This window comes from Bifidobacterium merycicum DSM 6492 (genome assembly GCF_900129045.1).
GTDB lineage: Bacteria > Actinomycetota > Actinomycetes > Actinomycetales > Bifidobacteriaceae > Bifidobacterium > Bifidobacterium merycicum.
On the sequence record NZ_FQTX01000003.1, the window covers coordinates 203,174 to 215,325 of the forward strand.

The 12,152-nt window shown below is 61.8% G+C and carries 9 protein-coding genes and 1 tRNA gene; 3 read left to right on the top strand and 7 right to left on the bottom strand.

The window, feature by feature from the left end:
* Positions 1–91 precede the first annotated feature (91 nt).
* On the top strand, positions 92–2,746 hold the full coding sequence (glgX, locus tag BUB29_RS06120; protein ID WP_033522662.1) for a glycogen debranching protein GlgX: 2,655 nt from the start codon (positions 92–94) through the stop codon (positions 2,744–2,746).
* 179 nt (positions 2,747–2,925) lie between these two features.
* Here the strand turns inward: glgX and rpsI are convergent, their stop codons facing one another.
* The 7 genes from rpsI to BUB29_RS06155 form a co-directional block, all read right to left on the bottom strand.
* Positions 2,926–3,417: a 30S ribosomal protein S9 gene (gene rpsI / locus BUB29_RS06125; protein ID WP_033522661.1), complete on the bottom strand. Its 492-nt coding sequence runs from the start codon at positions 3,415–3,417 to the stop codon at positions 2,926–2,928.
* 20 nt (positions 3,418–3,437) lie between these two features.
* Positions 3,438–3,887, bottom strand: a complete 450-nt coding sequence (gene rplM, locus BUB29_RS06130; protein ID WP_033522659.1) for a 50S ribosomal protein L13 — start codon at positions 3,885–3,887, stop codon at positions 3,438–3,440.
* 326 nt (positions 3,888–4,213) lie between these two features.
* On the bottom strand, positions 4,214–6,385 hold the full coding sequence (gene malQ / locus BUB29_RS06135) for a 4-alpha-glucanotransferase (protein WP_033522658.1): 2,172 nt from the start codon (positions 6,383–6,385) through the stop codon (positions 4,214–4,216).
* A gap of 38 nt (positions 6,386–6,423) precedes the next feature.
* Entirely contained in the window at positions 6,424–7,110 is a 687-nt protein-coding gene (locus tag BUB29_RS06140) for a hypothetical protein (RefSeq protein ID WP_033522657.1), read from the bottom strand.
* A 32-nt stretch (positions 7,111–7,142) separates the two neighbouring features.
* Positions 7,143–7,784: an IMPACT family protein gene (locus tag BUB29_RS06145; protein ID WP_033522655.1), complete on the bottom strand. Its 642-nt coding sequence runs from the start codon at positions 7,782–7,784 to the stop codon at positions 7,143–7,145.
* Between the two features lie 112 nt (positions 7,785–7,896).
* Complete coding sequence (locus BUB29_RS06150) at positions 7,897–8,934, bottom strand: D-2-hydroxyacid dehydrogenase family protein (RefSeq protein WP_033522654.1); 1,038 nt, start codon at positions 8,932–8,934, stop codon at positions 7,897–7,899.
* A 26-nt stretch (positions 8,935–8,960) separates the two neighbouring features.
* Positions 8,961–10,373: a CapA family protein gene (locus BUB29_RS06155; RefSeq protein WP_051915282.1), complete on the bottom strand. Its 1,413-nt coding sequence runs from the start codon at positions 10,371–10,373 to the stop codon at positions 8,961–8,963.
* 185 nt (positions 10,374–10,558) lie between these two features.
* On the opposite strand from BUB29_RS06155, the gene BUB29_RS06160 reads away from it, so the two are divergent.
* A tRNA-Ser gene (locus BUB29_RS06160) sits at positions 10,559–10,645 on the top strand.
* Between the two features lie 132 nt (positions 10,646–10,777).
* Positions 10,778–12,049, top strand: coding sequence for a DNA polymerase IV (dinB, locus tag BUB29_RS06165; RefSeq protein ID WP_033522652.1), 1,272 nt, complete (start codon positions 10,778–10,780; stop codon positions 12,047–12,049).
* The last annotated feature ends 103 nt before the right edge of the window (positions 12,050–12,152 follow it).

Sequence of the window (12,152 nt, forward strand, 5' to 3'; positions counted from 1 at the left end):
CTTGTCATAAAGGATTCTTCGGCGCGTCGCGCGGAACATGCCAATACACGACGGTCATCAAGCCGGAGCCGCGACACCTACAATGAGAGATATGCAAAATCCACCGCTACACCGTTACGCCACGAGACCAGGCCTGTACTTCACCGATGACGGTGGCGCCGACGCCATCGTCCGCTCCGAAACCGCCGATCAGGTATGGTTCTGCGTGCTGGAACCCGTCGATCAGCCCAGCGCCTTCTACAGCGAGGCGATCAGACTGTTCCCGAACACCTCCATCCCCCTCATCAAACAGATCAGCGAATTCAAGGTCTGCACCCGCATCATCGAATCGACCTACGTGCGCGAGACCCTGTTCAAAATGGAAGGCCCGAACTATGGCCTCTGGTCCGTGCACATCCCCAAGGCGTGGGACGGCATGCGCTACGGTTACCGCGTGGACGGCGCATGGGACCCCTCGCGCGGCGTTCGATTCAACCCCTACAAACTGCTGCTGGACCCGTACGGGAAAGGCATCGACGGCACCATGCAACTCGATCCGGCCGCATTCGCCTACGAATGCAAGCTGGAGGACGGCAAAATCGTCGGCGACCCGTTCGGCAGAATGAGCACCATCGACTCGCTGGGCAGAATGCCCATCTCCGTGGCCATCGACGACCGCGCCACCACCAAGCTCGACAGCGAAAGCGTGCACCCCCACGTCCCGTGGAGCAAAACCGTCATCTACGAGCTGCACGTCAAAGGCTTCACCGCCAACGCACCATGGCTGCCCGAGGAGCTGCGCGGCACCTACGCGGGCCTCGCGCACCCCACCACGCTGGCATACCTGCAAGGGCTCGGCGTGACCTCCATCGAACTGCTGCCCATCCAGGCGAGCCAACCGGAAGTATTCCTGCAGGAACGCGGCAAACGCAACTATTGGGGCTACTCCACGCTCAGCTACTTCTCCCCCGAAGCCTCGTACGCCACCAAGGCCGCGCAGGAAGCCGGCGCCAACGCCGTACGCCAGGAGGTCATCGACATGGTGCAGGCCCTGCACGACGCGGGCTTCGAAGTGCTGATGGACGTGGTGTACAACCACACCTGCGAAGGCGGATCGGCAGGCCCCAGCATCTGCTGGCGTGGCCTCGACAACCTCTCGTACTACCGCAGGCAGAAGAACAACATCGCCTATCTGGAAGACACCACCGGCTGCGGCAACACCCTGGACTTCACCAACACGCATGTGACGACCTTCGCTGTCGATTCCTTGCGATACTGGGCCAAGCGCATCGGCATCGACGGCTTCCGCTTCGACCTCGCGCCGAGCATCGCGCGTCTGGACGGCGAATTCACGCGATACCATCCGTTCCTGTACGCCCTGCGCTCCGACCTGCTGCTCGGCAACCTCAAGATCATCATGGAACCGTGGGATCTGGACAACCAAGGGTGGCGCACCGGCCAGTTCGGCATCCCGTTCGCGGAATGGAACGACCGCTTCCGCGACACCTCACGCACCTTCTGGCTTTCCGAAGCCGACCAGCAGCAGGGCAACACCATCGGCATGCAGGAAATGGCCACAAGATTGTGCGGATCGGCGGACCTGTTCGCCACCGATCCGGGCCGAGGCGCGACCGCCTCCGTGAACTTCGTCGCATGCCATGACGGTTTCACGCTCAACGATCTGACCATGTACTCGCACAAGCACAACGAGGCCAACGGCGAGAACAACCACGACGGCTCGAATGCGAACCGGTCGAACAACTTCGGCGTCGAAGGACCGAGCGATGATCCCGTTATCACGGCGAAACGCGAACGCGCCGCACAGAACCTGCTCGGCATGGTGCTGCTGTCGCTGGGCACGCCGATGATCCTCGCCGGCGACGAATTCGGCAACAGCCAGAATGGCAACAACAACGCCTACTGCCAGGACAACGACATCACCTGGCTGAAGTGGGATTGGATGTATCACAGCACCAAAACGCCGGAGATGCTCCGCCTGGAATCCGTATCCAGACTGATTTCCATCCGCAAATCGCTTGACCTCTACCACCACGAGGATTTCTTCACCAGGCTCAGCCAGATCGGCCTGCTGAAGCCGTCCAGCCGCGTGCAATGGTTCCTTACGGACGGCACGACACCCATGGAGCAGGACTGGTTCGACAAGAGCATCCGAAGCTTCGCCATGCGGCTGCTCTCCCTCAACGAGCTCGACGTGATCCTGCTGGTGAACGGGGAATGCCGCGACAAGCAGTTCCGCCTGCCTTCCGACACCGAATGGCAACCGCTCTGGTGCTCGGCGGAGACCACGGGCGCATGCCCCGCCAAGGGAACGGAAGTGGAGAAGCTGGATCTGAGCAACGAGGACTCCATTTGGACCCATTTCGTACCGAAGGATACCCGCATCGGTCAGGTCATCCAGGAAGTGCAGTCCACGCAGGACGATCCCGAGGAACGTCCCTCGGTCAAACCTTGGCCGCAGGGCAATAACGACGTCGAAACCGTCACGTTGCCTGGACTCACTGCCAAGACGCGCATCTACCGCGTGCTGGCCCACAGCGAAGCGCAGCAGCGCGTCGCCCAAGACCGCCAACGCATGTTGAAGGGACTTCACCGCCCCCAGCAGCATGCGGGCGACCAACAGCATAAACAGGATGGCAATAGCCCCGTCGAGGCAAGCACGCAGCAAAGCGTGTCGGGCGCACATTCGAATCTGTGGACGGTGCCTTCCATGAGCATCACCATCATGCGTCAGACCACGCTCGACTGAACGACACTTGGCCGATCATGGCGGCAGCGATGCGCAAACAATGCGTATAGGGGCATATAGGGTCTGTGCGGGAGCGAATCATCCCGCACAGGCCCTATATGCTTATGCGAAATCGCCGCGAAAACGAGGAAACCCCTCGAAGGCATGTCCTTCGAGGGGTTTCCAGCAGTAAGCGAAAATCAACGCTTGGAGAACTGCGGTGCACGACGTGCCTTGTGCAGACCGGCCTTCTTGCGCTCCACGACGCGGGCGTCGCGGGTCAGGAAGCCAGCCTTCTTCAGGGTGGCGCGGTTGGCATCGCGGTCGATGGCGTTCAGAGCGCGGGCCACGCCGAGACGGATGGCGCCGGCCTGGCCGGTGGTGCCGCCGCCGTCAACGAGGACGATCGCGTCGAACTTGCCTTCGAGCTTGAGCAGGACGATCGGGGAGTTCACCTCACGCTGCAGCAGCTTGGAAGGGAAGTACTCCTCCAGGGTGCGGCCGTTGATGGTCCACTTGCCGGAACCCGGCACGAGGCGCACGCGAGCGACGGCTTCCTTGCGACGGCCGGTGCCGTAGCCCGGTTCAATCGCGGAAGTACCGGTGCCGGCACCTGCGTTGGTTTCGGTGGTGTAGCTGGTGAGCTCCTCTTCGGTTTCCTGAACCGCGGAGTTGTTGGTGTTTTCAGCCATGTTCTCTATCTCCCTTCGGTTCACTTAGCCTGCTGAGAAACCTGAGCGATCTCAAAGACCTGCGGCTTCTGCGGGGTGTGCGGGTGCTCTTCGCCGGCGAAGACGTGCAGACGACCAAGCTGCACCTTGGCGAGCTTGTTCTTCGGCAGCATGCCCTTGACGGCGCTGGTGATGATGCGCTCCGGGTTGTTGGCGAGCAGCTGCGCGTAGGTGTCACGACGCAGACCACCCGGACGACCGGAGTGCTTGTACAGTTCCTTGCCCAGCTTGTTGCCGGTCAGCGCCACCTTGGCGGCGTTGATCACGATCACGTGATTGCCGGAATCAGCGTGCGGAGCGTAAGTCGGCTTGTTCTTGCCGCGCAGAAGGGTTGCAACCTGAGTCGAAAGACGGCCCAGCACCACGTCGGTGGCGTCAACGATGTACCACTCATGGCTCAGATCGGCGGGCTTCGGAGTGAAAGTCTTCACTGTTCTACCTTTTCTAGTATTGTGTTCCGGGTTTCGGCGTTCCTCGCACGCTTGGTTAGGGCGTGACTTCGGAAACCTCCACCTCATTATCCGTGGGCTCCCTGAAAGTCCTCGATTGCGAGTGGGAATGCGCTTTGAAGGACCCCTTAGGGAAACACAACAGCTCACAAGTGTATCGGCGAGGCTTGACATATGGCCGACACACTGCGATACGAAAAAATCGCGCGTGCGACCGGCCCGAAACGGGCTTTCGGCCGCACGCGCGATTCCTTACGGGAAACGCCTTGCAGGCGGTTGCGCGGATCGTCGTTCCGCGCTATTCGACGCTACCGTTCATTGCGCATGATGGCCGCGAGATGCTGCACATCGCTGCGATCGAACATGTCGTCCAGCTTCACCACATTGCCATTGCCGTCGGCGAGCGGGATACGCCAGTTCGGATACTCGTTGTTGGTACCCGGCTGGTTCTGCGTACGCTTCTCCCCGACCGCGTCGGTGATCGATGCGGCGAGCAGCTTGCACGGCGAATCGTTGAGCGCACGGTACTGGGCGTCGATGATGTCGGCTTCGTGGGTCTTGCGATCGACAGCCTCATCCTTGTTGATGTAGCCGTTGTCGAGCAGCATCGAGATCATGGCGTCCTGCTCGGCCATGGCGGAACGTTCGAAGTCCTCCGCCGGGCCTTCCAGCAGGCCGAGACGCTCGCGCAGCTTGACGTGTTCCAGCTCGAGGTAGCCGGCTGCCGGCGGCAGATCATGCGTGTTGACCGAGGCCAGCGCGTATTCACGCCAGTCGGTCGGAGAGCGGAACTTGCCGTCGAACTGCTCGAACCATTCCACCGCGCAGCCCAGCAGGCCGTGGGAGGACAGGGAGCTGGCCACGTATTCGGGGACCACGCCGAGATCCTCGCCGACCACCACGCCATCCGCACGGGACGCCTCAAGCGCGAGGATGCCCAGCATCACGTCGGAATCGTAGTGCACGTAGGCGCCGTCGTTGGCCTTGTGGCCGGACGGGATCCACCACAGGCGGAACAGGCCGAGGATATGGTCGATGCGCACGGCGCCGGCATGGGTGAACATGTTGTGCACCATGTCGCGGTACGCCTTGTAGCCAGTGCGGTTCAAGGCGATCGGGTTCAGCGGGGGCTGGCTCCAGTCCTGACCCTGCTGGTTGAACATGTCCGGCGGCGCACCGACGGTCGCGCCCTTGGCGAAACGTTCAGGGTACCACCATGCCTCGGAACCGAGCGGGTGGACGCCGACGGCCATATCGGCCATCACACCGATGCGCATACCGGCTTCGCGTGCGCTCTTCTGGGCACGGTCGAGCTGCTCGGTGGCGATCCATTCCAGCCAACGGTAGAAGTTCAGCGTGTCGGGGAACTGCTCGCGCAGGGCGTTCACTTCGGGGGAATCCTTGGTGAAGCGATGCGTCCAGTTGTCGGGCGTGCCTTCCGCGGCACCCCACTTGTCGTAGCACAGGCACCAGGTGGCGTAGGCTTCGAGATCCTCACCGGTCTTCTCGCAGAAATCGGCGAAGGCGCGCTGGCGTTCGGCGGTACGGCCGGCCTTGAAGATGATCCACAGCGCCTGCATCTTCGCATGCCACATGGCGTCACGGTCGACGATTTCAGTCTGGTCGTTGAGCGGTTCGACGGATGTGAACAGTTCGCGGATCTCGGAAAGGCTTTCCGCGCCAAGCAGCTTGTATTCCTCAATCGCTTCCGGACGGATGTAGGTGAAGTTCACTAGGCTGCGGGAAATCGGCAGGTACGGGGACGGGGTCAGCGGGGACACCGGTTCGGCCGCGTGCACCGGGTTGATCAGCGTGAAGTCGGCACCGGTCTTGCGCTTGGCGTCCTTGAGCAGGTTGGCGAGGTCGACGAAATCACCCACACCCCAGGACTTGGCGGAACGCAGCGAATACAGCTGGGCCATCCAGCCCCACAGATGCCCCTGCTTCATTTCGTCGAGCAGTTCCACCTTGGCGGGGGCGCTGATCAGCGTGGCATCCTCAGTGCGGTCGCCGACGGTGACGTGCAGCGTGTGGTAGCCTTCGGGCAGATCGGCCGGAATGGCAACGGATGCAGTGACGACGAACTGGCCGTCCACCAGATAGGCGGCGGAACCGTCGCCCGCATCGGGAAGGATCTCGCCCTGGTACTCCTGGCCGTTCTCCAACGTGATGGTGGCGCTGGGGACATCGGTCATGCCGACGTTGACCAGCACACGGCTTTCGGAGCCGACGTTGTGCAGGACGGTGTACGGCACCAAGCGGCCGTGACGCTCGTCCAGAATCTGCCTGATCGACTGCTTGATAGCGGCGTCATTCGAGGCATCGATGCCCAACGCCCCCAACACCGCAACCAGGACATCGTCTTCGATCTCGTGGTAGTCATGGCTCATGCCAACATAGCTGGTGGCAATCCCCGTCAACTTTGCCAATTGAATCAGCGGCCGCGCAAGGCGTTCTTCGCTTTCGGTTCTCTCGCTCATAGTCCCTTAGTGTAACGGCTTAGCTGAGACATATCGAACTATTTTTCACGTTCCCTGCGGCGTTTTTCCACCGCATGGCGCACTTCCAGCGACGGATCGCCCTCCAATTTCGCTAACGTTTGCATAGAAACGTTGGGATTCAGCGCCACAGCGCGACGCACCATCGATGACAGCACTTTCGGCGCGTCGGGCTCAAGTTCGGTGCCCAATGTCGCAAGGAAGTCCAGAATCTGAGCATCACTATCCGGACTCTGCGCCCCTTCGAGCCTCATCTTCCATGATGTTCGCTTGTTGCGCAGCGCCGCGTCACGCACTTCGGGCACCGGATCCTTGGTCAACCGGCCCACCAGCCAGTTCTTGTCGTCCGTGTTGCCCGCCACCGCCTTACGCACCGACGCTTCCGGATCCTTGGCGAGTTTGACCAGCACATTCGGGAACGGCATCGTCTCAGCCAGGAACACGCGATCCTCCAAAGGCGTGTTCGGATTGCCGCCCACCGCCTCAAGCAATGCCGTGGCACGGGAGAAGGCCGCCTGATCGTCGCGGTCGGGCAACTGGCGGCGCGCGAACTCGGACAGTTCGGCGGCGTCGGTGCTATGACGCAGGCGTTCATAGGTGACGGTCAACGGTTCGAAATCCTTGGCGCTCTCACTGCTTTCAGCGCTCTTGACGCTCTTGGCGCCCTCAGCGCCCTCAGTGCTTGTGGTGCTCTCTTCGTCGGTCATGGTTCACCAGTGTAGCCCAGAGGCACCGGCGTTCAGCGGGAGGCGATGGCCCTGTTCACCGTGTCGATGGGTTCGGGGGCGATGGTGGCGTTGAAGGTTTCACGCACACGCTCCTCGAAAACGGCCGTATTATCCAGCGGCAATGTGGCCGTCAGCGTGACGTCGGCGGCGTAGGTCTCGTCCGACTGCACGCCGTCGACGGAGGCGAGCAACTGTTGGAAACGCGCCAGCTGCGGGTAGTCCAAGGTGACAAGATAGCGACGGCATGGCACGATATCCGCGCCTTTCGCGGCCTTGACGGCGATGGACGCGCCGGTGGAGTAGGCACGGATCAGGCCGCCGGAGCCCAGCAGAATACCGCCGAAATATCTAGTGACGGCGACCACGCAATCCGTCAGATCATTCGCACGCAGCACGTCAAGGATCGGCTTGCCCGCCGTGCCGGACGGCTCGCCGTCATCGCTCATACGCTCCGACACGCGACCGTCCGAACCGCCCACCACGGCCGCATACGCCACGTGACGGGCCTTCGGATGCTGGTTACGGATCGTGGCGACGAAGGCGAGCGCCTCGTCCAGACTGTCGATATGCGCCACATCGCCGATGAATTCGGATTTCTTCTCCACGAAGGCGTCGTGCGCCGGCTCACTGACCGGGTCGAGAATGGTACGCATACGGTTCGTGTTCCTTCCGTCTATCGGATCTGACTATCTGGGCTGGCCATCCGGACTGTTCCCGGCTTGGCGAACGGTTCCGTTCACGTACACCGGTAGGTCGTGCACGGTGTCACTCATGCACGACGACGTTGAACTCGCCGCCCGTGAGGAAGGCATGCACGCATTCGACCATCTGACGGGTGAGTTCCTTGAACGCGCCGTCGGTACGCCAACCGACGTGCGGGGTGAGCACGATGCCGGGGATTTGGCAGATCGCGTCATCGGATTTCAGCGGCTCGTGGTCGAACACGTCGAGGCCCGCGGGAATGTCGCCGCGCTGCAGCCGCGCGAGGAGCGCCCCGGATTCGATGACCTCGCTGCGCGCCGTGTTGATGAACAGCGTGCCCGGCCGCAGATGCTCGAGGTTCGCCACGGTGATGATGCCACGCGTCGCGCCGTCGATGAGCGGAAGATGCACGGAGACGACGTCGCTGGATTCGATGAGCTCGTCCATACTCGCCACAGGCGTGGCACCGCAGCGTTCGAACAGTTCGTCGGGTACATGCGAGCTCCAGGCGCTGACTTCCATGCCGAACGCCTTGCCGATCGAGGCGACGGTCGAACCGATGCCGCCCAATCCGATGATGCCGAGCCGACGGCCTGCCAGTTGCAGTCCATCGCCGCCCTTCCACGCCCAGTTGCCCGCCTTGACATCCTTGTCAAGCTCGCCTACGCGGCGGATCAGCTCGAACATGAGCGCGAAGGCGTGTTCGGCGACGGCGTGATCGCCGTAATGCTCGGCGTTGCACACACGCACGCCGAATTCGCGGGCCAGATCGAGATCCACGTAGCTTGCCACGCCGGTACCGCAGAACACGATGCATTTGACATGGCCTTCCGCTTCGCCCTGCGGACCATGCCCGGTGATGCGACGCAGCAGATCGTCGCTGATATGGTAGCCGCCGACCAGCAGCACGTCCGCATCGTGCAGACGTTCCGCAATCGAATCCTCGTCGGAGGTGAACTCCTCATACATGCGCACACGGGCCACGTCCCGCAACCGCGGGAATTGGGAGCGGATAGGCTCGACCATGGAGTCGAGCACGGACGGCATTACCACCAATGGCAGGTCGGTGCGCTCGGCCTGCGTCTCATATACTTGCGTCATACCCGACAGATTAGGAGCATCGGACGTCATTCGCCCGTCTGAGCCGACTGCTGGTCGCCCTGTTGCGCGGCCTGCTGCTTGGCCTGCTGTTCGGCGGTGAGATTCCATTCACGCACCACATTGGTGTCGGCGCCCATGCTGTAGATCACGTCCGAGATGCGTTGCCGCTGGGTTGCGTCCTCGCTTTCGCTCCAACACGTCCCATCCGGATGGTCGGAGGAAATCGGGCACCACCGGTACTCCCCCTGCCTCATATTCGCGGTCGGCAGCCAGTCGATGCGGTTCACACGCCACGATCCTGCCACGCCCTTCTTGCCGGCGAACTGGATGCGGGCCGTCACGCCCTGGTTGTTCGTCTCGTTGCCGGGAATGTACGACGTGACCGTCACCGCATTGCCCACGCCGTAGACGATCCACGTGTTGTTGTACTTCTCGATCGGCTGGGCGCAATGGCATCCGGCACCGTAAATCACGTCGAACGCGCCGGTATCCGCCAGCTCGTGCGCTTCGGAAACCTGCCACGAATCGGCGTAATCGAGGTATTCCTGCACGGAATGCATGGCGATGGCCACCACGTCGGCACCCTGCTCACGCGCCTTCTTCGCCTTGGTCACGGCCTTCTGGATGTCGCTCTCATGGTTCGGGTCGCTGCTTTCACGCAGACGATCGACCTGCCAATCCTGATCGGCGGTCATGCCGTTGAGCGACACGGTTCCGGTAATCAGGCCGAGCTTGCCGCCGCCAGTCGGCGAATCGATGACCAACGGTTTGAGCGAATCGGCTTCGGTCTTATACGAACCGGTCTGCGCGATGTCATCCGCCTCCAACGTGTCCCACAGACGGGCGATGCCGTCCGCGCCCTGATCCCACGAATGATTGGTAGCATGCGTGCACGCCTGATAGCCGACGTTCCTGGCCGCATCCGCGACTTCGGGAGGGATGTTGAAAATCGGGTACGCGCTGTACGGGCCGCCACGCTGGGCGATGGGCGTTTCGAACTCGCATACGGCGATATCGGATGCCTGAATGTACTTCTTCATCGGTTCGAACAACGGGTCGAAGTTGAACGCGGTGCCATCGGTGGCGGAAATGTTCGCCCCGGCGAAATGCTCCCACAGTCCCTCATGGAACAGCAGATCGCCGTTGACCAGCATGGAAATGCAATCCGCATCCGGGCAGTCAGGCGAATTACCGTGATGCTCCTTGACGGTTTCAACGGTCTTTCCGTCGGATTCGGGCGACTTGGTCGATGTCGACTTAGATGCGCTCGCGGAACCCGTAGGCCGCGCGGATTCGCCGCCGGACTTCAGCACGTTCCACACGCCGACGGCGAGCGCCACTATCAGTCCCAACGCCACGACCGCCGCGACGATCATCGGTATCGGCGAGCGCTTCGCCGCATGTTGGCCGTGGTAATGTTCCCCGCTGTTCTGGTTCATCGTGTCTCTTCTCTCGTTCTCTGCTTCTCCTATGGAACAGGGTATCCGAGTTCAATGGACAACGCACCTTCAATCCATGCGCCGCCGTCGCGCCTTGTCAAAAAATTTCACTTTTTCCTCGTTTCGGCGGGTTGACATCGCAGCATGGTGTAAAGTACTGTGATGTTGCGTCATATTGGCGCAGTGGAGTGATGCCTGAGTGGCCGAAAGGGGCACCCTGCTAAGGTGTTAGCTGCGTAAGCGGCTCGGGGGTTCGAATCCCCCTCACTCCGCGGATTGGGCTTCCGAAGCGATTCGGAAGCCTTTTTTCGTATTCGGATCACCATTGTTCTCTCTTCTCAACTCATCCGACATATTTCGAACATCTGTTCGACAAACCGCCGTAACGCTCGTACCATGGGTGTATGAGTACTGCACCGAGACTGGCGGCGGCCAAACGCGATTGGGGGCATGACGAGACCGGATGCACCGTGCTGCATATCGACATGGATGCCTTCTACGCGTCGCTTGAAGTGGCACGGCACCCCGAATTGCGAGGCAAGCCCGTGGTGATCGGCACCGGGCCGCGATCGGTGGTATCGGCGGCGAGCTATGAGGCACGCCGTTACGGCATCAATTCGGCCATGCCTTCGGCTCGGGCGAGACAGCTGTGCCCCACGGCCGTGTTCCTGCCGGTGGATATGGCGTATTACTGCGGAGTATCGCGAGCGATCATGCATGACGTGTTCCATGCCGTCACCGACCGGGTGGAACAGGTTTCGGTGGATGAGGGGTATATGGATGTTTCCGGCGCATTGCTGCGTTGGGGCAGTCCGAGCGCGATAGGCGCATGGATCAGACGCGAGGTGGAAAGCCGGTTCCACGTGACCTGCTCAGTGGGCATCGCGGCCAACAAACTGGTGGCGAAAATCGCGTCCACGAACGCCAAACCCAACGGCATGCTGCTCATTCCGAAGGCACGTTCGGCGGAATTCGTGCAGATGATGCCGTTGCGTAGCATTCCCGGCATCGGTCCAAGCCTCGAACGGCATCTAACGGCGTGGGGCGTCACATCGGTGGCCGATCTGGCGCGGCTCGACGAAGCACAGCTCACGCAGGCCACCGGATCACCCGCCGGCGCACACCACCTGTGGATGGCGTCGCATGGCCTGGACGACCGCACAGTCACACCCACGCATGTGGAGAAATCCATCGGTTCCGAGGAAACACTGCTGCAGGACACCACAAGCGACAAGATCGCCTGCCGGCAGCTGCGCCTGTCCTGCGACGACGTCGCATGCTCGCTGCGCGCCCGCGGTTTTCTGGCACGCACGGTGACCGTGAAACTACGGTTCACCGATCTGAGCTATCGCACCAGATCCCGCACCCTCGACCGTCCGGTGGATGCGGCAAGCGCGCTCTACCCGGTTTGCGTCGAACTGTTGCACGCCATGCTTGGCATGCCCACCGATGCCGGCACGACCGCCCTCCCCCGCCCGGTCCGACTGGTGGGCGTAAGCGTCAGCAGTCTGAGCGACACGGCATCCACCGCCGTGCAACCTTCCTTGGACGATGTGCTGGAGGAGACCGACAGCGCCGACGAAAGCACCACATCGCACAGGCTACGCACCGCGGAGGCCGCATTGGACGCGGTACGCAGCAAATACGGCGACAAGGCCGCGAGCTTCGGCATCTGACCTGCGCCATGCCCGCACCCGATCGCACCGCGCACCGACATGCAGATGAGGAACATCCGGCTGAACGGTACACTGTAACGCAGGAAAAGCGCACATCTACGAT

What these genes read in the sequence shown, in the direction of transcription:
- glgX (WP_033522662.1), top strand. Translation starts at nt 92, where the DNA reads ATGCAAAATCCACCGCTACACCGTTACGCCACGAGACCAGGCCTGTAC.
- rpsI (WP_033522661.1), bottom strand. Translation starts at nt 3,417, where the DNA reads ATGGCTGAAAACACCAACAACTCCGCGGTTCAGGAAACCGAAGAGGAG.
- malQ (WP_033522658.1), bottom strand. Translation starts at nt 6,385, where the DNA reads ATGAGCGAGAGAACCGAAAGCGAAGAACGCCTTGCGCGGCCGCTGATT.
- BUB29_RS06140 (WP_033522657.1), bottom strand. Translation starts at nt 7,110, where the DNA reads ATGACCGACGAAGAGAGCACCACAAGCACTGAGGGCGCTGAGGGCGCC.
- BUB29_RS06145 (WP_033522655.1), bottom strand. Translation starts at nt 7,784, where the DNA reads ATGCGTACCATTCTCGACCCGGTCAGTGAGCCGGCGCACGACGCCTTC.
- BUB29_RS06150 (WP_033522654.1), bottom strand. Translation starts at nt 8,934, where the DNA reads ATGACGCAAGTATATGAGACGCAGGCCGAGCGCACCGACCTGCCATTG.
- BUB29_RS06155 (WP_051915282.1), bottom strand. Translation starts at nt 10,373, where the DNA reads ATGAACCAGAACAGCGGGGAACATTACCACGGCCAACATGCGGCGAAG.
- dinB (WP_033522652.1), top strand. Translation starts at nt 10,778, where the DNA reads ATGAGTACTGCACCGAGACTGGCGGCGGCCAAACGCGATTGGGGGCAT.